Below are 23,220 nucleotides of genomic sequence, written 5' to 3'. Positions count from 1 at the left end.
AGCTTGCATTCATCCGTGACAAACGGCTACTGTCACGGATGTAGGTAGTTCTATCCGTGACTTATTCAGAGGTGATCTCTTCCATGACTGCGAGCCCCGCGCCCAGCGACCTGGTTCCCGTACGCGTCTTCGGCGGTCCGACCGCCCTCATCGAGTACGGCGGTCTGCGCTTCCTCACCGACCCGACCTTCGATGCCCCCGGCGCGTACGACTCGGGCCTCACCAAGACCGCCCCCGCCTCCGCCACACCCGCCGACATCGGCCGCATCGACGTGGTCCTGCTCTCGCACGACGAGCACGACGACAACCTCGACCGCACCGGCCGGGCCCTGCTCGCCGACGTGCCCCTCACCCTCACCACCCCTAGCGGCGCGGGCCGTCTGGGCGGCACCGCACGCGCCCTCGCGGACTGGGAGACGTTCGACCTCGACCGTCCCGGCGGGGGCACCGTGACCGTGACGGGCGTGCCCGCTCTGCACGGCCCCGGTGCGCGCGAGGACCTCGAACCGGTCGTGGGCGAGGTCGTCGGCTTCGTACTGACCGGAGACGGCCTGCCCACGGTCTACGTCAGCGGCGACAACGCGCAGCTCGGCCTCGTCAAGGAGATCGCCGACCGCTTCGGCCCCATCGACACCGCCGTCCTGTTCGCAGGCGCCGTCCGCACCCCCGTCCTCGACCACGCGCTGCTCACCCTCGACAGCGTCCAGGCCGCGGAAGCCGCCCAGATCCTCGGCGCGCGCCGGATCGTGCCCGTCCACTTCGACAGCTGGGCCCACTTCACCGAGGGCCGCGACCTCCTGGTCGCCGCCTTCGCCGCCGCCGGGCTGAGTGACCGCGTCGAGCTGGGCTGACCTGAGTACGTCCGGACGCCCTCAGAGGCGTCCGGACCGCCGGACAGCCAAATCGGCACCAACGCGCTTACCCGCGAGCTCTCCACCGGCGCGCGGACCACCGCACCAACCGCTCACGCACCACCGAAGGACCCCCACCATGAACGACCCGATCCAGGGCATACCGTGTGGCTCCGCGCCCGCCCCCCTCTCCGTTCTCGACACCGCACTGACCGGCAGGGGCCACACCGCCGCCGACGCGCTGGCCGGCAGCATCGAGCTGGCCCGGTTCTCCGACCGGCGCGGCTTCACCCGCTACTGGGTGGCCGAACATCACTCCATGCCGGGCGTCTCCACCTCCTCGCCCGCCGTACTCCTGGCCCGGCTGACCGCGCACACTCGGCAGCTGCGACTCGGCGCAGGCGGCGTCATGCTGCCCAACCACCCACCACTCGTCGTCGCCGAGCAGTACGGCCTCCTCCAGGCCCTCGCCCCCGGCCGCATCGACCTCGGCCTGGGCCGCGCCCCGGGCACCAACCAGGCCACCGCCGCCGCCCTGCGGCGAGGACGAGCAGACGACGACGCCTTCCCCCAACAGGTCCTGGAACTACTGAACTTCCTCGACGACGACTTCCCCGAGGGCCACCCCTACGGCGACCGCGTGCACGCCGTGCCCGGACCGGTACAGGACAAGGAGAACGCAGCCCAGTCAACGGCCGGCCGCCCCTCCACCTGGCTGCTGGGATCCTCCGGCTACTCGGCCCAGCTCGCCGCCCACCTCGGGCTGCCCTTCGCCTTCGCCGCCCACTTCTCCCCGGACCTCGTGGTCCCCGCCCTCGACCTCTACCGGGAAAAGTTCAGGCCCTCCCCGACGCTTGCCGAGCCCTACGCCCTGGTCAGCTACGGCGTGCTCGCCGCCGACGACGAGGAAGAGGCACGCCTCCAGGCCCAGACCTTCGCCCACAGCATGCTGCGCATGTTCCAGAACAAGACCTACCTCGTCCCCACCCCCGAAGAGGCCGCGTCCTACCCGTACACCGACGCCGAGCGCGAAGTCGTGGACGACTGGACCGCCAGGGTGCTTCACGGAACCCCGGACAAGGTGACCGCGGAACTCAACCGCCTGCAGGCCACCGCCGGCGCCGACGAAATCATGCTGGCCACCATGGGCCACTCGCCCAAGGCCCTGCTCCGCTCCACCCAACTCATCGCCGACGCCTACGAGATGCCGACCCGGGCCGACGCAGCGGACTCCGCCACCCACTGAGGCCCGCTCTCCCGGCCACGGACGCGACCGGCCGACGGAACGGCCGCCACTGCCCGCCCACGGCCGACCCTTCGGAGTACACCCCTGGTCCGCCCTCACCTCCTGGAGCCCTCATGGCCACCGTCCTCGCTCTCTCCGGCAGCCCGTCCCCCACCTCCCGCACCACCTGCCTGATCGAACGCACCGCCACCGACCTCCGCGCCCACGGCCACCACACCCGCACCCTCGCCCTGCGCGAGCTGCCCGCAGCCCCGCTGCTCGCCGCCGACACCAAGGATCCGGCGATCGCCCGCGCGGTGCGCCTGGTCGCCGAGGCCGACGCCCTCGTCATCGGCACCCCCCTCTACAAGGCCGCCTACTCCGGCCTCCTCAAGACCTTCCTCGACCTGCTGCCCCAGCACGCGCTCACCGGCCGACCCGTACTTCCCCTGGCCACCGGCGGCACCCCCGCCCACGTCCTGGCCATCGACTACGCCCTGCGCCCCGTCCTCACCTCGCTGGGCGCGCAAGTGGCCCAAGGCTGGTTCGTCTGGGACCAGCACGTCGCCACCGCCCCGGACGGCACCACAACGCTGGATGCCGCGACAGGGCACGCACTGGACCGGATCACCGGCCAGTTCGCCGAGCACTTGGCGCCCAGCACCCTGGCCGCAGCCTGAGCGCTCCTCGCTCCTCCTGCACCGCACACGGCCGAACCGGAGCCGACCGGCAGCCGCCGCTCCCTGTCGGCTGCCCTGCGCCCGCCGGCTTGCCCGCTCACTTCCGTCCCCACCCAGCGGCGTCACCGCGTTCACCCGTGACCCGTACCGGAGAACCGATGTCCCAGCACGCGGCCGACCCCGCCACCACCTCACCAACCATTCCCGCACCACGCCCGGACACCCCGAGACCCGAGGTGCAAAAACGCGTCCTGACCGTCCTGCTGATCTCCCAGATCCTCAGCGGTGTCGGACTGGCCGCGGGTGTCACCGTTGCCGCCCTGCTCGCCCAGGACATGCTCCACTCCACCACCCTCGCGGGCCTGCCCAGCGCCCTGCTCACCGCCGGCTCCGCCTTCGCCGCTGTCGCCGTCGCCCGCATCTCCCAGAACCGCGGCCGCCGCCCCGGACTCGTCACCGGATATATGACCGGTGCCGTCGGCGGCGCCGGAGTCATCGCCGCCGCCGCGATCAACAGCCCCACCCTGCTCTTCGCAGGTCTGTTCCTCTACGGCGCCGGCACCGCCGCCAACCTCCAAGCGCGCTACGCCGGAGCCGACCTCGCCGCCCCCGCCCACCGCGCCCGCGCCGTCTCCACCGTCCTGGTCGCCACCACCCTCGGCGGCGTCCTCGGCCCCAACCTCACCACCCCCGCGGGCCACCTCGCCCACGCACTCGGCCTGCCCGGCCTGACCGGCCTGTTCCTCATCTCCAGCACCGCCTTCGCCCTGGCAGCCCTCGTCCTGCTCCTCTGGCTGCGCCCCGACCCCCTCCTGCTCGCCCGCACCCTCCCCAGCGAGGAGTCCGCGGACAGCGCCGCCGATACCCCGACCGGGCGACGCAGCCCCAGCCTGGCCCTGGGCGTATTGGTCATGGTCCTCAGCCAGCTCGTCATGGTCGCCGTCATGACGATGACCCCCGTCCACATGCACGCCCACGGCCATGGCACCGCAGCCTCCGGCCTCGTCATCGCCCTGCACGTCGGCGCCATGTACCTGCCCTCGCCCCTGACCGGATGGCTCGTCGACCGCTACGGCCGCACCACCATGGCCGCCGCCTCCGGCCTCACCCTGCTCGCAGCGGGCGTCCTGGCCGCCCTCGCGCCAGGCGACTCCGTGGCCCTGCTCGCCCTCGCCCTGATCCTGCTCGGAACAGGCTGGAACTTCGGCCTCGTCAGCGGCACCGCGATGGTCACCGACGCCGTCCCCCTTGCCAGCCGCGCCAAAACCCAGGGCCTGGTCGACGTCGCCCTGGCCATCGCCGGCGCCACCGGCGGCATAGCATCCGGCATCGTCGTCGCAACTGCCAACTACCCCGTCCTCGCCCTCGCCGGCGGCGCCATCTCCCTCGCCGTACTCCCCGCTGCCATCGCCACAGCTCGGACCGGATCACCTCGTGTGTAGTCGGCACCAAGAAAGATCTGGTCAGGCGAGCTGCTGACGGATCTTTCCGCGTCTCACCGTGGCACTCAGCTCGGCCGTTCGGCGATACCGCCACACCTGTTGCGCTGCGTGTCCTCGGCAAGACCGCGCTGAGCTGCAAGAGGACCCAGTGTGAATGCCGGCCTTCGCCGGGCGCTGTCATTGGCCGACATCCTCATCGCGGCAACCGCCAAGCGGCGCCGGGCCATGGTCCTGCACTACGACGGCGACTTCGACTTGATCGCCTCGGCGAGCGGGCTGCAAGCCGAGTGGGTCGTGAAGCCAGGTGAAGGATGCGCTGGTAACGCTCGACCTTGCCATTGTGCCGGGGCGTATAGGGCTTGGTCCGCTGGTGGCGGGAAGCTCCCGCGGTTACTGAGCGCACGAAGACTCCAGCGCGGTAGTTGGCGCCGTTGTCGGTGACCACGCGCACGATCCGGTGGATGCCGTGGGCGGCGAAGAACGCGCGGACACGGCTGAAGAATGCCATCGCAGAGGCGCTCGAAGCGCTGGTGACAGCGGCGGCAGTCGACCTCGGCGACTTCCTCCGCTTCGTTCCCGGCCGTCTAGGCGCGCATCACGCAGGGCGCGGGGGCACCCCGACCACATCGGCGTCAGACGTCCTTGATCTGTACACGGTCGCCGCACAGTTTCGACCAGTCGTCGCGGTCCGAGGTCAGCACGAGCACGGGCGCTGGGGAGCGGAGCGCCATCGCGGCGACGAGGGCGTCGATGGCGTATTTGTGGCCGTGCAGGCCACCGGCATCGCTCAGCAGTTGCACGGCGGTGAGGCTGTCCGCCTGGGTGACGTCCTGGACCTGGAGGCGGGAGAGCATCCAGTGCAGCCGGGCGGTGTCCGTCTTGCCGTAGACGGCCTCGACCACCGTCAGAGCCGAGACGAGGACGGGCACGCCTATGCGCCGAGCGGCCTCGATCCGGGTGACCATCTGGCGGTCGTTGCGCAGGAGCAGCGACAACGCCTGGGAGTCCAGAACCAGGGATCTGGCCGCGGGCTCCTTCATGCGGCGCTGTCGTTCGACGCGTACGGCGCCGGTGCGTCACCGAACAACTCGCGCTGCGCGGCCTGGATCTCGGCCTCGCTCAGCGGTTCATGCGGTGGTTCGTCGGGGGTAATCGGTGGCGGCGACGACCATGCCGGAGGTGAGGCCGCCGGTGGCACCGGCGATGGCGATGGAGACGTCGACCATGCCCTGGGTCTTGGCGCGGGTGGTGAGGAGGACGGCGTCGGTGATGATCGAGGTGTCGGAGACGAGGCCGAGGTTCCAGCCGATGCCGAGCAGCATCAGGGCGAGGGTGAGCCGGGCGACGGAGTCGGCGGGTGCCGTGGTGTTTCTCGGTGCGGGTGGGGGCAGCGGAAGCGCGGCTTCGGCGTGCGGATGCACGGGCGGCCGACGCGCGGGGCAGGAGGATCTTTCGCGGATCGTGCGGCCGTCAGCCGAATTCGGCTGTCATGGCGGCGGCTGTTCTCAGGTGTACGGCTGCCTCGTCGTCTCGGCCGAGGCACTGGAGGGTGTGCCCGAGCATGAGCTGTGCGTAGAAGTCGTAAGGGCGCGCCCGCACCCCTCTCCCGGGACGGTCAGCCCTCCTGGGCCGACTGGGTTTCCTCGGCCTGGTTGAAGAACTTCATCGCCATGAAGCCGTGGGCGTAGGCGCCGCCGGCCCGCAGCGCCGCGGCGATCATCGTGGTCTCCGCGATCTCCTTCTCGACGGCGCCGACTTCGTGAGCGGCCTTGGTGTGGATCTCGATGCAGTACGCGCCCTGGGTGGTCAGGGCCACGGCAACGGCCATCAGCTCGGCGTACTTGGACGGGATGGCGTTGTCGGGGTTGCGCAGGACCTGCTTGTCCAACTCCATGAACGCCTTGACCGCCCCCGGCCACCGGCGCGGAGGTTGCGGGCGTGCTTGTAGTCGGTGTGCTCGTGGAAGCTCATGCTGTGTTCCTGGATCTCTCGTTGTTCGGTGGGATGCGCTGGGGCCGATGACGTGGCTCAGGCGTACGGGTGGAGGACGAGGTAGCCGTCCAGGCGGGAGACCTGGTCGGTGTCCGGGTCGGTGGGGAGGGTGTGGCCGAGGTCGTTGGCACGGACTTCGCCGATCCACTGGTCGTGCTGGTACTCGTGGTTGATCAGCGCGACCAGGAGGTGGCGGGCGACGACGGTCAGCTGGTCCGGGGCGCCGACGCGACCGCTCGCGATGTCGTTCATACGGGCGTGGACGCGTTCGGCGACGGTGTCGCGGAACGCGCCGAGCCGTTCGACGGTGGACAGTGCGCCGCGGAACTTCTCCGGGTTCGCCGAGTCCATCAGCCCGTCCAGCTCGGGGTCGGGGCTGGGCTCGGCGGCGGTGAGGTTGCGGACCATGAAGTGGGCGACGTGGGCCTGGTGGCCCAGGTGCCATCCGATCGCGCTGGAGTTCTCGTGCGGGCGCCAAATGATCTCGTCCGGGGTGAGGTCCTTCCACAGGTCGTCGGTGTAGGCGCGGGCGCGGTCGTACTCGCGCAGGAGGGCTGTCACCTCATGCATCAAGGTCACCTCTGTAGGGCCGGGGGCGGGATGGAGGATGAGGGTGTTCAAGCGGCGGAGGAGGCTGCCGTCACGGGCTGCGGGTTCGGGTCGGGCAGCGCGTGGAGGACGGCGTGGGCGGCGCGTTCGCCGCCTGCCAGGGCTCCTTCGATGTGGCCGACGTAGCCGCGAGCGGTCTCGGTGGAGGCCCAGTGCAGTCGCCCGTCCAGGGCCGGACGCTGGTACAGGCGGTGGCTGAAAAGGGAGTAGTCGGCCAGCTGCGCCACCTGCGCGGGGGACGTCCACTGCTCGGCGCTCCAGTCCTGGACGTGCAGGGCGAGAGGTTGAGCTGCCTGCGGGCCGAAGAGCTGCGTCAGCTGCCCGGTGACGGCTGTACGGAAGTCGGGGCCGGTGCCTCGGGCGGTGCTCGCGTGGGCGAAGCCGAACAGCGCGGCCGGCTGTCCGTCGGGGCCGGACATGTCGTGGATCTCCTGCAGCGGGCCGGTCCGGCTGAAGGCGGCGCCCGCCAGGCCGTCGGCGCGCCAGAACGCGTCGGGGTACTCGGCCACGACCTTCACCACGGCGCCCATCCACACCGGGGTCTGCTCGGCTACGCGGACGAGGTCGGCGGGCAGTAGGCCGTCGAAGTCGATGTGGGCCAGGGCGAGAGCGGGCGGCACGGCGAGGACGACGTGTTCGGCCTCGATGACGGAGTCGGGGGTGTGCACGGCCAGGCCGGACGGGGTGGCCCGGATCGCGGTGACCGGGGTGCCGAGCCGGAGCGTGTCGGCGGGCAGTGAGGCGGCCAGTGCGTCGGTGAGAGCTGCCGCGCTGGAGGTGAAGCGGTTGGATCGGGCGTCGATCGGGTTGCCCGCGAGGCGCTGTACGCCGCCCGCGTCCTGGTAGAGGGCGTCGCCGGTGGTGTGCTGCGAGAAGCTGCCGAGCCCGGCATCGGTCAGGAGGGTGCGCACGTGCCGCTCGTCGTCCCAGAACCAGGTGGCCCCGAGATCGAGGGAGCCTCCCGGTGTGGCCGACGTGCTCAGCAGGCGGCCCCCTGTCCGGTCGCGCGCCTCCAGGACGACGACGTCGTGCCCGGCCCGCGTGAGGATGTCTGCCGCGGTGAGGCCGGACGCGCCCGCGCCGATCACGACGACGGAGCGACTTGTGTTCTGCGACATGCGCGGACGCCTTCCTTGTCAGGGCCGGTGACATCGGCCCGGTACTGCTCGTGGGTGGTGGAGGGAAGGGCGGTCAGTCACCCGTGGTGAGGACCATGCGGAAACGGGCCTGCCCGGCCTGCTGGATCTTCAGCGCCTCGGCGGCCTGTTCCAGCGGCACTGTCTGCACCTGCGGGCGCACCCCGCTGGCCAGGGCGAAACGCATGGCCTGCTCCGTGTCGACCGGACTGCCGGTGACATGCCCGGTGACGTGCCGGGCGTGCATCACGAGCTTGTCCAGCGGGAGGTCGAGCGGGGTGCCGTCGAAGCCGACGACAGTGAGGCGGCCGTGCGGGGTGAGTCCGTCGATGAGTCCGGCCAGCGGCTTGCTGCTGGAGGCCGTGGACAGGATCAGCCGGGCTCCGCCCAGGGCGCGCAGCGCCTTTCCGGCGTCCTCGGCGGAGGCGTCGATGTAGTGGTGCGCGCCGAGGTCGAGGGCGGTCTGCCGCTTGTCCTCGCCGCGGCCGACGGCGACCGTCTCGAAGCCCATGGCCGCGGCGAACTGGACCGCGAAGTGGCCCAGGCCGCCGACGCCGACGACCGCGACCAGGTCGCCCGGCTCGGCCCCGCTGTTGTGCAGCGCGTTGAACGTGGTCACGCCCGCGCAGCCGAACGGCGCGGCCTCCTCGAAGGAGAGCCCGTCGGGGATGCGGATGAGGGCGGCGGCGGGGACGGTGATGGTGGTGGACCAGCCGCCCGCGTAGGTGAGGCCGGGGATCTGCCGCTCGGCGCAGTGGACCACGTCGCCCGACCGGCAGGCCGTGCAGTGTCCGCAGGAGCCGCCGAACCAGCCAACCCCGGCGTGTTCACCGACCTCCCAGCCCGCCACTCCTTCGCCCACCTCGGCGACGACTCCGGCCACCTCATGCCCGGGGATGACCGGGAAGCCGTAGGCGGGTGACGGGTTCGCGGCCATGCCTGCGTCGGCCCCGCAGATGCCGGACGCCTTGACGTCCAGGCGGACCTCGCCCGGGCCCGGCTCGCGTGACTGCACGGGGGCCACGTGCACCGGACCGCCGGACTCGGTCACCTGAGCGGCACGGTGTGCATGGCGGTCGTCCTGAGACACGGCGATCACTCCTGACAGGAAGAAGAAGGGACGGATTCCGCGGGATGGATTCCGCGGCAGAATTCCCCGGTACGGTGAAATCACCGGGCGGAACCAGAGCGAAGAAATTGCCTGCCCCGGCGATCCGGCGGAGCATGCTTCACCAAGCGTAGAACGGATGCCCGGCGCCCGGTAGACGACGATCATGAATATGGCTATAGCCTGACGCTTTAGCCGAGAGGGGTCACGATGAACATCGAAGGGCTGCGGTACGCGCAGGCCGTGTCCCGGACCAAGTCGTTCAGCGCCGCGGCGCGCGACTACGGAGTCACCCAGCCCGCGCTGTCGAACGGGGTGGCCCGCCTGGAGGAGGAGCTCGGCGTCAAGCTGTTCGACCGCTCCCCGCGCGGCGTCAAGCCCACGGCACACGGCGCACGCCTGCTGCCGGTGATCGACCGCGCCCTGGAGGCGCTGGACTCGGTCACTGCTGAGGCACAGCGGCTCACCAGCCCCGCCGAGGGCTCGATCCGCATGGGCGTCTCGCCCCTGATCGGGGCGGATCTGGTGGCCTGCTCCTTCAGCGCGGCCCGCGGCCTGTCCCACCCGCGTGACCTCGTACTGCGCGAGGCCGACCTGGACCTGTTGCGCACCGCGCTGAAGGACGGCGAGCTGGACGTTCTGCTGGTGCCCGAGGTGGAGCCCATGCCCGCCTACCGGCACCGCACCATCTTCACCGAGCCCGTCGTCGTGATCGACCCGGCCGTCGCCCCCGGCACCGAGGGCACCGTGGAGCTGAACGACGCCGCCAGCGCCGACTTCATCCTCGTCCCCAACAGTTGCGGCCTGACCACGTTCACCACGCGGCTCTTCCGGGACAACGACCTGCCGCTGCGCACCTATCCGGGTGAGGCCGCCAGCTACCGGGTCCTGGACGAGTGGGCCCGCCTCGGCGTCGGCGCCGCCCTGCTGCCCCGCTCCAAGGTGACGCCGGACCACGCCAGCTGCCGCCCCCTGGTACGGGGAGGCACGCCGGTGGAGATCTCCTACGAGGCCGTCTGGGGGCGGGGCAATCCGCTCGGCGCCGATCTGGAGCAGTTCGTCGGCTTCCTCGCCGACTCCGCCGGCTGTCTGGGACCCGTCCCCGAGCCGGATGGTGAGGCCCCTTCGGACCCGGCCGTGGGCCCTTCGCCGGGGTGCCGCAGTGAGTGATGCAAGTTGGTTATAGCCGCATCACCAATGATCCTCTACCGGATACCTCCACGCCGACCTACATTTGGCGCATCCGAACCCCCACGGAAATCCCCGCGAGTAATCGCGAAGGAAAGGATGCGTCATGGCTTACCTGGAAATCACGCTGAAGGTGGCGGAGGAGAACCGCGTCGCGGCGGCCGGCGTGTACCAGAAGTACAAGCAGCCGTTCCTCGACACCATCCCGGGCGCCGAGTCCAAGCAGCTGCTCGTACGTGACGAGGACGTGCAGGTGCTGCACGGCTTCACCACCGCCGGCCAGGCCCGCGCCTACCTCGACAGCGCCCTGTTCAAGCAGGACGTCGTCGGCGGCCTGGCGCCGCTGCTGGCCGCCGACCCCGAGGTCCGGATCTACGACGTCGCCTGACGGTCCCGGACGGGCCGCCGCACCCCACCACGGCAGCCCCCACCCTTCCGCCACCCCTCTCCCCCTTCCGTCCCACGGCCGCTCTCCCCCAAGGGCACACTCTGCCCTTTCGTGACGATTTACCCAGTTATGGGAATGTTTCAGAGGCGCCCGGGTGGACCACCCTCACCTTTTTCATCAGGAGCACAACATGTCTCGCACCGCCATCGACCTCACCGGCAAGAAGGCCGTCGTCATCGGCGGCACCAGCGGCATGGGCCTGGCCATCGCCCGGCACATCCTGGACGCCGGCGGCAGCGTCGTCGTCACCGGCCGCTCCGACGCCAGCGCGGCGAAGGCCGTGGCCGAGCTGGCCAGCCCGAACGCGACCGGTCTCGCCGCCGACCTGAACGACCCCGAGGCCGTCGAGCGCCTGCGCGCCGAGCTGTCCCGCGACCACGCCGACGCGAGCCTCCTGGTCAACGCGGCCGGCGTGTTCGCGCCGAAGCCGTTCCTGGAGCACACGCCCGAGGACTACGACCGCTACCAGGCCATCAACCGGGCCTTCTTCCTCATCACCCAGACCGTCGCCGCGGGCATGGCCGAGCGCGCCGTCAAGGGCTCCATCGTCAACGTCGGCTCCATGTGGGCCCACCAGGCCGTCGCCGCGACCCCGTCCTCCGCGTACTCCATGGCCAAGGCCGGTCTGCACTCCCTCACCCAGCACCTGGGCATGGAGCTGGCACCGTACGGCATCCGCGTCAACGCCGTCGCCCCGGCGGTCGTGCGCACTCCGATCTACGAGGAGTTCATTCCGAAGGCCGAGATGGACAGCGCGCTGGACGGCTTCAACTCCTTCCACCCGCTGGGCCGCACCGGCACCCCCGACGACATCGCCGCCACCGTGGTGTTCCTGCTCTCCGACCAGACCGACTGGGTCACCGGCGCGGTCTGGGACGTCGACGGCGGCGTCATGGCCGGACGGAACTGACCACCCGTCCCCGGAACGGAAACGCCCTCAGGACACACAACGAACGGGACAGATATGAATACCACCACGGGCGGCCACTTCGACCTGGTCGTCATCGGCGCCGGGTCGGGCGTCGGCGTACTGGACGAGCGGTTCGATGGGCTGAAGGTGGCCATCGTCGACAAGGGAGTCGGGCCGCTTCGGAAATACGCGGGCACCTGCCTCAACGTCGGCTGCGTCCCCACGAAGATGCTGGTCCACACCGCCGACACGGCGCGCGCCGCCCAGCACGGCGCCCGGCTGGGCGTGGACCTGGAACTGCGCGGTGTCGACTGGACGGCCGCCATGGACCGCCTCGACCGGCACATCGACCCCACGTCGGCCTGGTGGCTGGACGGCCACAAGAAGCGCACCGACATCACCCTCTACTACGAGAGCACCGCCCGCTTCACCGGTGAGCGCCGCCTCGAAGTGGAGACCGCGGAAGGAACGGTCGAACTCACCGCCGACCAGGTCGTGGTGGCGGCGGGCAGCCGTCCGGTGGTGCCGCCGATTCCGGGGCTGACCGAGGTCGGCTTCCGTACCAGCGACGATGTCCGCACCATGGAGCGGCTGCCGCGCCGGATGGCCGTGGTGGGCGGCGGCTTCGTGGCCACCGAGCTCGCGCATGTGTTCTCGTCGTTCGGTGTCGAGGTCACCGTGGTGGAGATGCTCGACCAGCTTCTGGCCCGCGAGGACGCGGAGATCGCCCAGCGCTTCACCGAACTGGCGAAGCAGCAGTGGGACGTCCGCCTGGAACGCAAGATGGTGAGCGCCCGACGCAGCGACAACGGGATCGTGCTGAGCCTCGAAGGCCCGCAGGGTGCCGAAGAAGTCGAGGTCGACGAGGTGCTGATGGCGATCGGCCGGCGCCCCAACTCCGACCTGGTGGACGCGGCGGCCGGCGGTCTGGCCACGCATCCCGACGGCCGGATCATGGTCGACGAGCAGCAGGCCACCTCGGTGCCCGGGGTGTGGGCGCTGGGCGACGTCTCCTCGAAGTGGATGCTCAAGCACGTGGCGAACGCCGAGGCGGAGACGGTGATGCACAACGTCCTCCACCCGCAGGACCTGATCGCCACCGATCACCGCTACGTCCCGCACGCGGTGTTCTCCTCCCCGCAGATCGCCGCCGTCGGGTTGACCGAGCAGGAGGCGGAGGAAGCCGGTACGGCGTACGTAGTGGGCCGTACCGGCTACTCCGACATCGCCTACGGCTGGGCCATGGAGGACACCACCGGCTTCGCCAAGGTGCTGGCCGACCCCGCCACCGGGAAGCTGTTGGGAGCGCACGTCATCGGCCCGCAGGCGCCTACTCTGATCCAGCCTCTGATCCAGGCGATGTCGCTCGGCCAGGACGCCGGCTCCGTGGCGCGCGGCCAGTACTGGATCCACCCGTCCATGCCCGAGGTCATCCAAGGAGCACTCCGTAACCTCCCGCTCGACTGACGGACGACGCTGGTCCCGCCCACCTGCGCGGCCACCGTCGTGTGCACCCGGATCTACGCGGAGTTCATCCTCGGCCGGACACGGCCAACCGCAACTGACCTACCCCGGCCCCACAGCCGCTCCCGCACCCTGGCCCTTCTCGCGAGGCCCGGCGGTTGCGCCGCCGGCCACATGTCCGCTGGACAACTCGTCCGAGCGCGCTGCTCCGCACCTGCACTGGCGGAGCCGGCGCCATCGGACCGGCCCCGATATCGTCGCCCTCCTGGGGGTCTCCACCAGGGCGCGGGGGCACCCCGACCACATCGGCGTCAGACGTCCTTGATCTGTACACGGTCGCCGCACAGTTTCGACCAGTCGTCGCGGTCCGAGGTCAGCACGAGCACGGGCGCTGGGGAGCGGAGCGCCATCGCGGCGACGAGGGCGTCGATGGCGTATTTGTGGCCGTGCAGGCCACCGGCATCGCTCAGCAGTTGCACGGCGGTGAGGCTGTCCGCCTGGGTGACGTCCTGGACCTGGAGGCGGGAGAGCATCCAGTGCAGCCGGGCGGTGTCCGTCTTGCCGTAGACGGCCTCGACCACCGTCAGAGCCGAGACGAGGACGGGCACGCCTATGCGCCGAGCGGCCTCGATCCGGGTGACCATCTGGCGGTCGTTGCGCAGGAGCAGCGACAACGCCTGGGAGTCCAGAACCAGGGATCTGGCCGCGGGCTCCTTCATGCGGCGCTGTCGTTCGACGCGTACGGCGCCGGTGCGTCACCGAACAACTCGCGCTGCGCGGCCTGGATCTCGGCCTCGCTCAGCGGTTCGTGCTCGGCTTCGTAGGCGGCCACGATCTCGGCGAGGCCGTCCATCGCCAGCTGATGCCGGACCGCCGCTGTCACGTACGCGGACACGCCGCGCTTGCCGGTACGCGTACGCAGAGCACCGAGGAGTTCCGAAGGCATCGAGACGGAGATGTTCTCCGTGCCGCCGGGGCGGGGTGACTTCATGACGCGAGTCTAGTACAGGAACTATTACATCGCTGGGGTTCTGTGTAGCCTGCATCGTTGGTGCGTAGTCTTGGCGCTCCGAATCTTCTTGTACTTTGTCGCGGTTCCCGTGCTGGGATGGTGTTGGGATGCGCCCGCATACCCGCAGGTCAGAGCCTTGTGGGGGAATCCCGCTTCAACGTGTGAGCGGGTGAAGTGGCACCGGGGCCGGCTCTTTCGGGAGCCGGCCCTTTGCCGTTTCCCCCGCCGGGACGGTGCCGGGCTTTCTGACGGGTCGTCCGACCGGGGAGCGGCGGACGAGGGTGCGTCCGGCCGTCCGGCACCTGGTCCGCGGTCGTGTTCCGTTCGGCGAGCGGCGGACGGACGGCGTGTCGGTGCCGTCGAGCGCCTTCGGCCCGGAGCCGCGCCCGGCCGGGGAGACCGGGTGGTCCCCGGCCGCCGCCGTCATCGGGCGGCAAGCGCGTTCACCGCCCGGATCGTCGTATTCGTGACCCCCGTACCGCCCCCGCCCGCACCGCGCTTACCATGCGCAGTCGTACGTCAGTTCTGCATCACGGCGTGCAGCCCGCGCGGCCCGCCCTGCCCGACCCGCCCGCCCCGTCCGATCCAGGAGCACGGTACTCGTGTCCATACCCCCGCCCTCCGGGCCCCAGCAGCCTCAGGACCCGTACGGGCCTCCGCAGCCGCAGGGGCCGGGCCCGTACCCGCAGCAGCCGTACGGCCCGCAGGCGCCCCAGGGGCCGTACGCGGGGGCGCCGTACGCGGTCTGGGGGCAGGGGTACCTGCCCCTCAATCGGCCCGCGCCGGTCAACGGGGTCGCGATCGCCGCGCTCGTCCTCGGCGTGCTGTGCTTCCTGCCGGCCGTCGGCCTGGTGCTCGGGATCGTCGCGCTGGTGCAGATCAGGAAGCGCGGGGAGCGCGGCTCGGGCATGGCGATCGGCGGGGCCGTGCTGTCCTCGCTCGGGCTCGCGCTGTGGGTGCTGGCGCTCGCCACGGGGGGCGCCTCCTCGTTCTGGGAGGGCTTCAAGGAGGGCGCGCGAGGCAACTCCAGCCTCTCCCTGGTCAAAGGCGACTGCTTCGACGTGCCGGGCGACTCCGTCGGCGGGGACGTCTACGACGTCGACACGGTGGACTGCGCCGGGGAGCACGAGGGCGAGGTGTTCGGCACCGTCCCGCTGACCGGCGGGAGTTACCCGGGCGACGACCGCGTGGCGGACGAGGCCGAGGACGAGTGCCACACCCTCGAGACCGAGTACACGATGGACACCTGGGCGCTGACCGAGGAGATCGACGTCTACCACCTCACGCCCACCCGTGAGAGCTGGGAGTGGGGCGACCGCCAGATCGTCTGCGTCTTCACCCACACCGACGAGCGGTCCCCGCTGACCGGCTCGCTGCGCTCCGACGCCACGACCCTGACCGCCGACCAACTGGCCTTCCTCGAGGCGATGAACGCCCTCGACGACGCGCTCTACGAGGAGCCCGAGGACTACGCCGAGGAGGACCTGGACGCCAACAGGGCCTGGGCCGGCGACGTCGCCGACGTGACCGCCGAGCAGGCCGCGGTGCTGGACGGGCACACCTGGCGAACCGGCGCCGACGAGCCCGTCGCCGCCCTGGTCGAGGAGATGGGCAAGGCGGGCAAGGAGTGGACGGCGGCATCGACCGCGGCCGACGTGGACACCTTCTACGAGCACTACGAAACCGCCTACTCGTACGTCGACGGCGCCGCGACCGTCACCGCCCGCAATGCTCTGGGGCTGGTCACCAGGCCGCCCGCGTACGAGGAGGACGGCGAGGGCGGGAGCACCGGGGAAAGCGACGGCGGCCTGGATGTGTGATCGCGTCCATAGCGGGGAGAAACCGCCTGCGTAAAGCCCCTCCCCGGGATAAGTCATCACATCGAGTGATTCTCTGGCCTTTGCTTGCACGGGACAACTGATGGTTGCCACGCTGTTGCTGTCTGTACAATCTGATGGGAGCGGCCAGTGACATTCGGTGAGCAGCCTGCGTACCTGCGGGTCGCGGGCGATCTCCGCAAGCAGATCGTCGACGGCTCGCTGCCACCGCACGCCCGCCTCCCGTCCCAGGCCCGCATCCGCGAGGAGTACGGCGTCTCCGACACCGTCGCGCTGGAGGCGCGCAAGGTGCTGATGGCGGAGGGCCTGGTCGAGGGCCGCTCCGGTTCGGGGACGTACGTGCGCGAGCGTCCGGTGCCGCGCCGGATCGCCCGCTCCGGGTACCGCCCGGAGTCCGGCGCGACCCCGTTCCGGCAGGAGCAGGCGGACGCCCGGGCGCGCGGCACCTGGCAGTCCGGCAGTGAGCAGGTGGAGGCCGGCCGGGCCGTGGCGGAGCGGCTCGGCATCAAGCCCGGCGACCGCGTGATGCGCACCAAGTACGTGTTCCGGGAGGCCGGTGAGGCGATGATGCTCTCCACCTCCTGGGAGCCCCTCGCGGTCACCGGCCGCACGCCCGTCCTGCTGCCCGAGGAGGGACCGCTCGGCGGCATGGGCGTGGTCGAGCGCATGCGCGCCATCGACGTCGTCGTGGACAACGTCACCGAGGACGTCGGCGCCCGTCCCGGCCTCGCGGAGGAACTCCTCGCCCTGGGCGGCGTGCCGGGGCACGTCGTCCTGGTCGTCCAGCGCACCTACTACGCCTCCGGCCGCGCGGTCGAGACGGCGGACGTGGTCATCCCCGCCGACCGCTACCGGGTCTCCTACCACCTGCCGGTGAGATAGCCGCCCGCCCCGTCCCGGTGTGCCGGCGGGCGCCGCCCGGGTGCGGGGTGAAGTGACGCACGCCTCTGCGGTGACAGCGCACACCCCCCTGGCAGTTGCCCCCGGAAACGGCCCGCCGCGTGGCCGTCCGCGGGCCGTCGGAATCCGGTCGTTCTCGCACGTTCCCGCAGGTCGACCGCCGGTGCCCGGCAGCGCGCCGACCGGAGACATCGCGGTGGGCGGGCGGCGCGTTCGGTCCCGTGCGCCCCCTGCGCGTTGGCTGGTTGCGTACCTGTTTGTGAAAAGCCGTATTCGCTCCGTAAAGGTTGGGCGTACGCTCGGGCATATGCGGATTGCGGTTTCCTCACAGGGCGGGACGCGGGTCGCGCCACGGACGGGATCCGACCCGGCCGGGGCGAGAAGGGGGCGTGGGGCGCGATGAACGACGGCACGGTCTCTCTGCCCTGGCTCGTCATACGCCAGGACGACAACGGCAATCGCTACCGCGTCGGCCGGTACGCGACCCGCGCCGAGGCCCAGAAGATCGCGGACAGCCTCGACAGCCGCGGCCACAAGCAGCTCTACTGGGTCGAACACATCGCCTAGCGCGGCAACGGCGCACGGAACCGACGCCCCGACCGCTCCCGTAGGCTCCCGCGCATGACGGAACGGATCGTGGTGGTCGGAGCCGCCCTCCTCGACGGCGGCCGCCTGCTCGCCGCACGCCGCAGCGCACCCCCCGAACTCTCCGGGCGCTGGGAACTGCCCGGCGGCAAGGTGGAGCCGGGCGAGCGGCCCGAGGAGGCCCTCGTCCGCGAACTGCGCGAGGAACTCGGCGTCGACGCAAGAGCCCTGGAGCGCGTCCCGGGGGAGTGGCCGCTGAGGCCGCCCTACGCCCTGCAGGTGTGGACCGCCCGTCTGGAGCCCGCCTCCGCCCCTCCCGCCCCCCTCCAGGACCACGACGGCCTGCGCTGGCTCGCGCCGGAGGAGATCTGGGACGTCGACTGGCTCGACCAGGACCTCCCGGCGGTACGGGAGGTGGCCGCGCGGCTGGGCGCCGGAGCCGGGGAGCCGCCGGAGACGGCGGCCGACCCGCGCTGATCGCCGCCGCTCCGTCGCCGCCCGCACCCCATCACCGTCACCCCATCGTCGTCACTCCCTCCCGCGCGCTCTCCTCGCACCCTCGGCGCCACCCTGCGCCGTCCTGCGCGGTACTTCGTGCCGCATAACGGGTATATCGCCATCGACGCCCCTTAATCGGATGCGGGTGTGCTTCGCCGGCCCGGGAAGTGATCGGCGTGATCGACACCGAAGGCGACTGCGCCGGGTGGACGTTCCCCGCGGAAGCCGGTGCGGTGCGCGCCGCCCGGGCCGCGGTACGGGGGCAGTTGTGCCGCTGGGGCCTCGACAGCCTCGGTGACATCGCCGCCCTGCTGGTCAGCGAGCTCGTGACGAACGCCCTGCGGCACGCCACCGGTCCCATCGGAGTCCGCCTGGTGCGGCCCGCCGGTCTCCCCGAGGTGCTGCTCGTGGAGGTCTCCGACCCGGTGCCGGACCCGCCCCGCGAGCGTGCCGCCCGGCCCGAGGACGAGAGCGGCCGCGGACTGCAACTGGTCGCCTCCTCCTCGCGCCGCTGGGGGAGCCGGCCCGGCGGCACGGGCAAGACGGTGTGGTTCGAACTGGCGGTCCCCGGCTGACGTACGCGCCCGCACGGATCCGGAGGCCGGGAGCGATGCCCGGACCGGGCCCGTTTCGAGGCCCGATCCGGGCCGGGAATCCGGGCTTTCGCGGTCCCGCCGGCGACCGCCCGGACACCAGTCCGGCGAACCATGCGGTCCGGGGTGGTTCGACGACGTGTCCGCTGGTTAGAAGACTGGGAGTGTTGTCGCGGGACGGTCCGAAAAAAGCCTGGACCGTGCTGTGATCGTGAACACCGTGTCGTGCGGCGCCGTAGTGCTGGATACTGCGGGCAGCCGCAACCGGTGACCGGTGCCGGGCGCGGTGAGCTGGAGGGGACGGTTCGCGTGAGCGAGATACCAGCGAAGGCCACGGAGTCCGAGGACCCGTCGGACGGCGCGAGGGCGAGGACCGCGGGTGCGCGCGCGGGCGACGCCGGACGCACCCCTGCCGACGGCGAGGGCGAGACGCCGGCCGGTGACGCGGTGTGGCAGAGCAGTCCGCCCGGCTCCATCTACGACTACATCAAGGTCGCCTCCTTCTCGATCGGCCCCGACGGACTCGTCGACCAGTGGAGTCTGCGCGCCGAGCAGATCTTCGGCATCCCCGCCGGCCGGGCCGTCGGCATGGACCCGATCGACGCGTTCATCGACGCCGGCCAGCGCGAGCGCGGCCAGCGGAAGATGGCCGAGATCCTCGACGGCCGCGAGTGGACCGGTGTCGTCCCCTTCCGGCTGCCCGCCACCGGGGACGGGGCGCGCCGCGAACAGGGCCTGGCCGAGGTGTACGTCATGCCGACGCGCACCCAGGAGGGCGAGAAGGCCGCCGTCTGCATCGTCGTCGACGTCCGCACCCTGCGCAGCATCGAGACCGACCTGGCCGCCTCGCAGGCCATATTCGGTCAATCCCCGTTCGGCTTCCTGCTGATCGACCCCGAACTGCGGGTCCGCCGGGCCAACGAGCGGTTCGCGTCCATCTTCGGCGGCACCCCCGACGACCACCGCGGCAAGGGCGTTCAGGACTATCTGCCGAGGCCCGAGGCAGAGCGGGTCAGCGCCGTGCTGCGCCGGGTGCTGGAGACCGGCGACTCCATCACGGACATGCACGTCACGGGCTTCGTGCCGGACTCCGAGGAACGCCGGCACTGGTCCATCAACCTGTACCGCGTGCACAGCGGTTCCGGCCGGCCGATCGGCGTCGCCTGGCTCGGCGTCGACATCACCGCCCGCCGCGCGGCCGCCCGCGAGGCCGCCGCCGCACGGCGCAATCTCGCCCTGCTCAACGAGGCGGGGGCCCGCATAGGGAACTCCCTCGATCTCGAGACCACCGCGCGCGAACTCCTCGACGTCGTCGTGCCCGGGTTCTGCGACCTGGCCACCGTCGACCTCTACCAGGGGCTCCTCGCCGGCGACGAGACCCCGCCCGGCCTCGCCGACGGCAGCGCCGAACTGCGCCGCGTCGCCTTCTCGTCCGCCGTGTCCGACGCGCCGTTCCCCGGCAGCGGTACGGCCGTCGCGGTCGGCGCGGTCCACCACTTCCCGTTCAACTCGCCCTGCGCGGACGCCCTGCGCACCGCACGTCCCGGGACCATCCCCGGCGAGGAGGGCGGCCTCGTGCAGTCCACCCTCGCCGTTCCGATGGTCGCGCACGACACGGTCGTGGGCCTCGCGCAGTTCTCGCGGACGAAGGGCAGCGAGCCCTTCGGGGACCGGGACCGGGACCTCGCGGTGGAACTGGCGGCGCGGGCGGCGGTCTGCATCGACAACGCGCGGCTGTACCGGCGTGAGCACGAGCGGGCCCTGATGCTCCAGCGGTCGCTGCTGCCGCCGGGCGACCCGGTCGCCTCCGGCCTGGACATCGCCTGCCGCTACCTGCCCGGCAGCGTCGCCTCGGGCCGCCCCAGCGAGGTCGGCGGCGACTGGTTCGACGTCATCGAACTCCCCGGCCACCGTACGGCGTTGGTCGTCGGGGACGTGATGGGGCGCGGACTGCGGGCGGCGGTCGCGATGGGAGAACTCCGCACCGCCGTACGGACCCTCGCCCTCCTCGACCTGGAACCGGCCGAGGTGCTCTCCGCGTTGGACGAGATCGCGCGCGGCCTCGGCGCCCCCGGCGGCGTCCAGCAGGCCACCCGCGCCGCCCGCCGGCCCCGCGAGGCCGACCTGTCCGAGGTGTACCTGGCGACCTGCGTGTACGCCGTGTACGACTCGGTGACCCGCAGGTGCACCTTCGCCAACGCGGGCCATCTGCCGCCCGTGCTGGTCGAACCCGGCGAGGCCGCGCTGATGCTCGACGTGCCGCCCGGCATGCCGCTCGGCGTCGGCGGGGAGCCCTTCGAGGAGGTCGAGGTCGAACTCCCCGAGGGCGCGCTGCTCGCCCTCTACACGGACGGACTCGTCGAATCCCGCGACCACCCCCTCGACGAGGGCCTCCAGGCCTTCGTGGGCGCCCTGACGGACCCCGCGAGCCCCCTGGAGGACGTCTGCGACCACGTCCTCAGCACCCTCGACACCCACCACGGCGAGGACGACATCGCGCTGCTGATGGCCCGCGTCCAGGGCCTGCCCGCCGAGTCCGTCGGCGACTGGACCCTGCCGCGCGAGCCGCGCAGCGTGGGCCGGGCCCGCGAGTACGCCCGCGGACAGCTGATCGGCTGGGACATGGAACCGCTGGTCGACACCGCGGAACTCCTCGTCAGCGAACTCGTGACGAACGCGCTCCGCTACGGCGAGGGCGAGATCAGACTGCGGCTGCTGCTGGACCGCACGCTGGTCTGCGAGGTGTGGGACGCGGGCCTCGTCCAGCCGCGCCGCCGTCGCGCCCGCGACACCGACGAGGGCGGCCGGGGCCTCCAGCTCGTCGGCCTGCTCTCCGCGGCCTGGGGCTCCCGCCGTACCCCCCGGGGCAAGACGGTCTGGTTCGAACTCCCGCTGCCCGGCGGCGAGACGGGCCTCGCGGACCCGGCGGAGGCGTTGCTGAGTCTGTTCTGACGGGCGGTCCCGCCGGACCGTCCCGGCGCGTCGCCCCTACCCGGGCGGTGTCGGGGGCGTTCGTCCCGCGAAGCCCGCCGGATCGGCGTTCTCCGGGTCGTCGGCGGGGAGGATGCCGCCCAGGACGGCACCGGCCGTACCGGCCGTACCGGCCGTGGGCGCCGGGCGGGCCGCGTCGGGGGCGGACGGTGGCGCGGTATACGGGTTGCCCCGGACCCGCACGTCCTGTTCGGCCAGGGCGAGGGCCTCCAGCGCCAGGGCGTCGGCCCCCGTGCCGTCGCCCGCGGCCAGCAGACGACGGGCCTCCGCGAGGCGGGTACGGGGGGCGGCGCCGACCGCCCCCCGGTGCGTCGCGACGAAGTCGTCCGCCGCGGCGGTGGCACTGCGCGCGACGAGCCGGCCGACGACCCCGGCCACGCCGGCCCGCTCCGGGGCCGACGACGGGTTCGGGGGCGCCTCGGGACGTCCTGCGCCCGGCGCCGGCTTCGGGGGCGCGTCGGGTTGTCCTCCGGCCGGCACCGGGCCCGTGGGGGCGTCGGTTCGGCCGGAGGCCGCTCGCGAGGTGGCGGTCGTGATGCGGCGGAGCATGCCGAGGGGATCGTGCGGTCGGTCCGAGGTCAGTTCCCGGCGCACGGAGGACAGGACCGCGTCGGCGTGCAGCAGGTGGGCGGAGGCCTCGTCGCCGGGGCCGGCCGTGTCCCGCAGCGGGGCCAGTCGCGCCTCCGCGTCCGTCAGCGCGGCCGGGACCAGGCCGGCCGCCTCCCGCAGTTCGGCGGCCGTCCGTTCCACCGCCTCGACGAGGACGGCGGCCTGGGCGACGGCGCCCTCGGCGGCGCGCAGGTGCCGGGCCGCCTCCCCGGGACGGCCCGAGTCGTCCGCCTGACGGGCCTGGTTGAGCCGGACGGTGGCGAACACCAGCCGGTCCTTGGCCTGTTCGACGTACCCGACGACGGACGCGCTCGCCGTGACCGCGTACGCCGCCCGCACGTCGTCGAGGACCGCCTCCGCCGCCGTCCGACCGGTCAGCTCCCGGAACCGTGCCTCCGCGACCCCCAGCGCCCCACCCACTCCCCGCTCCAGCCCCCGCAGCCGCCGGAAGCCGTCGGCCGCCGCGTCCAGCCGCCGCACCGCCTCCGCGCACCGCCCGACGATCCCGGCCCGCGCCTGCCGCCGGGCCGCCGCGTCCCGCGGTACGCCGTCGTCGTGGCGCTGCCGCATCCGGAAGGCCGCCGCCAGTTCCGTCTCGGCCTCCCGCAGGGCGTCGGTGAAGGGCGCCACCGCCTCCGGACCGAACAGCTCGCGCACGAAGCCGAGTTCGTCGCGGGCGGCGCGGACGCGGTCGTCGGCCGCGACGAGGGCCGCGCGGACCCGTTCGTCGGGTACGTCGGTCTCCGCGTGCGGGGAGGGGGTGGCGCCGCCGCCCGGGGTCGTCCGGGTGCGGGCGCGGCGGACGCGGCGCAGGTAGCCGTACCCCGCGAGGGCCCCGGCCGCGCCGACCGCGACGAGCGGCAGGACCAGGTCGGCGGTGGACGTCCCGTCCTCCGCGGTCGCGGCGGCCGGGGCGGAGACGCCGGACGCGGTGGAAGCGGCGGGGCGGGTGATCGCAACCGGAACGTCCGTTCGTGTCGTCATCCCCGGCAACACCAGCCACACGATGCCCGTCGCTCCGCCCAGCACGGCGTGCAGCACCCGCACGGACACCCGCGCACCGGCCCGCCGCGGCCGGCTCCGGAGCTTGGACGACGTCACATTCGGGAGCGTATGACCGCCCATGCGGCCACGCGACCGG

At 72.1% G+C, this 23,220-nt stretch carries 22 protein-coding genes and 3 pseudogenes; 15 read left to right on the top strand and 10 right to left on the bottom strand.

Annotated features, from left to right (window positions below):
• Window positions 1-83 precede the first annotated feature (83 nt).
• The 5 genes and pseudogenes from AB0N31_RS25240 to AB0N31_RS25220 all read left to right on the top strand — a co-directional run.
• Entirely contained in the window at window positions 84-851 is a 768-nt protein-coding gene (locus tag AB0N31_RS25240) for an MBL fold metallo-hydrolase (RefSeq protein WP_366060690.1), read from the top strand.
• A gap of 139 nt (window positions 852-990) precedes the next feature.
• Window positions 991-2,097: an LLM class flavin-dependent oxidoreductase gene (locus AB0N31_RS25235; protein ID WP_366060689.1), complete on the top strand. Its 1,107-nt coding sequence runs from the start codon at window positions 991-993 to the stop codon at window positions 2,095-2,097.
• A gap of 113 nt (window positions 2,098-2,210) precedes the next feature.
• The gene (ssuE, locus tag AB0N31_RS25230) at window positions 2,211-2,756 is read left to right on the top strand and encodes an NADPH-dependent FMN reductase (protein WP_366060688.1); all 546 of its coding nucleotides are present in this window, start codon (window positions 2,211-2,213) and stop codon (window positions 2,754-2,756) included.
• Between the two features lie 158 nt (window positions 2,757-2,914).
• Window positions 2,915-4,198, top strand: a complete 1,284-nt coding sequence (locus AB0N31_RS25225; RefSeq protein ID WP_366060687.1) for an MFS transporter — start codon at window positions 2,915-2,917, stop codon at window positions 4,196-4,198.
• A 147-nt stretch (window positions 4,199-4,345) separates the two neighbouring features.
• Window positions 4,346-4,504: pseudogene (locus tag AB0N31_RS25220) on the top strand (PIN domain-containing protein); the annotation flags it as partial.
• A gap of 4 nt (window positions 4,505-4,508) precedes the next feature.
• Here the strand turns inward: AB0N31_RS25220 and AB0N31_RS25215 are convergent.
• The 7 genes and pseudogenes from AB0N31_RS25215 to AB0N31_RS25185 all read right to left on the bottom strand — a co-directional run.
• A pseudogene (locus AB0N31_RS25215) lies at window positions 4,509-4,721 on the bottom strand (IS481 family transposase); the annotation flags it as partial.
• 109 nt (window positions 4,722-4,830) lie between these two features.
• Window positions 4,831-5,238, bottom strand: a complete 408-nt coding sequence (locus AB0N31_RS25210) for a PIN domain-containing protein (protein WP_366060676.1) — start codon at window positions 5,236-5,238, stop codon at window positions 4,831-4,833.
• A gap of 105 nt (window positions 5,239-5,343) precedes the next feature.
• Window positions 5,344-5,559, bottom strand: a pseudogene (locus tag AB0N31_RS25205) (MFS transporter); the annotation flags it as partial.
• Between the two features lie 254 nt (window positions 5,560-5,813).
• A complete protein-coding gene (locus AB0N31_RS25200; RefSeq protein WP_366060686.1) occupies window positions 5,814-6,092 on the bottom strand; it encodes a carboxymuconolactone decarboxylase family protein in 279 nt (92 codons plus the stop codon).
• Between the two features lie 134 nt (window positions 6,093-6,226).
• A complete protein-coding gene (locus tag AB0N31_RS25195) occupies window positions 6,227-6,760 on the bottom strand; it encodes a DinB family protein (protein WP_366060685.1) in 534 nt (177 codons plus the stop codon).
• A 47-nt stretch (window positions 6,761-6,807) separates the two neighbouring features.
• On the bottom strand, window positions 6,808-7,917 hold the full coding sequence (locus tag AB0N31_RS25190; protein ID WP_366060684.1) for an FAD-dependent oxidoreductase: 1,110 nt from the start codon (window positions 7,915-7,917) through the stop codon (window positions 6,808-6,810).
• Between the two features lie 73 nt (window positions 7,918-7,990).
• Window positions 7,991-9,025 carry an alcohol dehydrogenase catalytic domain-containing protein gene (locus AB0N31_RS25185; protein WP_366060683.1) on the bottom strand — a complete coding sequence of 345 codons (1,035 nt, stop codon included), beginning with the start codon at window positions 9,023-9,025 and terminating at the stop codon, window positions 7,991-7,993.
• A gap of 228 nt (window positions 9,026-9,253) precedes the next feature.
• Between AB0N31_RS25185 and AB0N31_RS25180 the strand changes: the two genes are divergently transcribed.
• The 4 genes from AB0N31_RS25180 to AB0N31_RS25165 all read left to right on the top strand — a co-directional run bounded on the left by AB0N31_RS25180 (window position 9,254) and on the right by AB0N31_RS25165 (window position 13,056).
• On the top strand, window positions 9,254-10,213 hold the full coding sequence (locus AB0N31_RS25180) for a LysR family transcriptional regulator (protein WP_366060681.1): 960 nt from the start codon (window positions 9,254-9,256) through the stop codon (window positions 10,211-10,213).
• 124 nt (window positions 10,214-10,337) lie between these two features.
• On the top strand, window positions 10,338-10,619 hold the full coding sequence (locus AB0N31_RS25175) for a hypothetical protein (protein ID WP_366060680.1): 282 nt from the start codon (window positions 10,338-10,340) through the stop codon (window positions 10,617-10,619).
• 190 nt (window positions 10,620-10,809) lie between these two features.
• A complete protein-coding gene (locus AB0N31_RS25170) occupies window positions 10,810-11,589 on the top strand; it encodes an SDR family oxidoreductase (protein WP_366060678.1) in 780 nt (259 codons plus the stop codon).
• A 54-nt stretch (window positions 11,590-11,643) separates the two neighbouring features.
• Window positions 11,644-13,056, top strand: coding sequence for a mycothione reductase (locus tag AB0N31_RS25165; protein WP_366060677.1), 1,413 nt, complete (start codon window positions 11,644-11,646; stop codon window positions 13,054-13,056).
• Between the two features lie 308 nt (window positions 13,057-13,364).
• Here the strand turns inward: AB0N31_RS25165 and AB0N31_RS25160 are convergent, their stop codons facing one another.
• Window positions 13,365-13,772, bottom strand: a complete 408-nt coding sequence (locus AB0N31_RS25160) for a PIN domain-containing protein (RefSeq protein WP_366060676.1) — start codon at window positions 13,770-13,772, stop codon at window positions 13,365-13,367.
• The gene (locus tag AB0N31_RS25155; RefSeq protein ID WP_366060675.1) at window positions 13,769-14,044 is read right to left on the bottom strand and encodes a hypothetical protein; all 276 of its coding nucleotides are present in this window, start codon (window positions 14,042-14,044) and stop codon (window positions 13,769-13,771) included. The genes AB0N31_RS25160 and AB0N31_RS25155 overlap by 4 nt, the downstream gene beginning before the upstream one ends.
• A 623-nt stretch (window positions 14,045-14,667) precedes the next feature.
• Here AB0N31_RS25155 and AB0N31_RS25150 point away from each other — a divergent pair.
• The 6 genes from AB0N31_RS25150 (at window position 14,668) to AB0N31_RS25125 (ending at window position 21,431) form a co-directional block, all read left to right on the top strand.
• A complete protein-coding gene (locus AB0N31_RS25150) occupies window positions 14,668-15,885 on the top strand; it encodes a DUF4190 domain-containing protein (RefSeq protein ID WP_366060674.1) in 1,218 nt (405 codons plus the stop codon).
• A 147-nt stretch (window positions 15,886-16,032) separates the two neighbouring features.
• The gene (locus tag AB0N31_RS25145) at window positions 16,033-16,785 is read left to right on the top strand and encodes a GntR family transcriptional regulator (protein ID WP_366060673.1); all 753 of its coding nucleotides are present in this window, start codon (window positions 16,033-16,035) and stop codon (window positions 16,783-16,785) included.
• Window positions 16,786-17,202: 417 nt separating this feature from the next.
• Window positions 17,203-17,370, top strand: a complete 168-nt coding sequence (locus AB0N31_RS25140) for an SPOR domain-containing protein (RefSeq protein ID WP_366060672.1) — start codon at window positions 17,203-17,205, stop codon at window positions 17,368-17,370.
• A gap of 54 nt (window positions 17,371-17,424) precedes the next feature.
• On the top strand, window positions 17,425-17,865 hold the full coding sequence (locus tag AB0N31_RS25135; protein ID WP_366060671.1) for an NUDIX domain-containing protein: 441 nt from the start codon (window positions 17,425-17,427) through the stop codon (window positions 17,863-17,865).
• A gap of 188 nt (window positions 17,866-18,053) precedes the next feature.
• Entirely contained in the window at window positions 18,054-18,461 is a 408-nt protein-coding gene (locus AB0N31_RS25130) for an ATP-binding protein (RefSeq protein WP_366060670.1), read from the top strand.
• 327 nt (window positions 18,462-18,788) lie between these two features.
• Window positions 18,789-21,431 carry a SpoIIE family protein phosphatase gene (locus AB0N31_RS25125; protein WP_366060669.1) on the top strand — a complete coding sequence of 881 codons (2,643 nt, stop codon included), beginning with the start codon at window positions 18,789-18,791 and terminating at the stop codon, window positions 21,429-21,431.
• A 36-nt stretch (window positions 21,432-21,467) separates the two neighbouring features.
• Here AB0N31_RS25125 and AB0N31_RS25120 read toward each other — a convergent pair whose 3' ends face one another.
• Window positions 21,468-23,180 carry a hypothetical protein gene (locus AB0N31_RS25120; RefSeq protein ID WP_366060668.1) on the bottom strand — a complete coding sequence of 571 codons (1,713 nt, stop codon included), beginning with the start codon at window positions 23,178-23,180 and terminating at the stop codon, window positions 21,468-21,470.
• Window positions 23,181-23,220: the final 40 nt, after the last annotated feature.

It is taken from the genome of Streptomyces sp. NPDC051051 (assembly GCF_040682975.1).
GTDB lineage: Bacteria > Actinomycetota > Actinomycetes > Streptomycetales > Streptomycetaceae > Streptomyces.
Note: the sequence above shows the minus strand (reverse complement) of the source record. Positions and strands in the feature narration are given on the sequence as shown.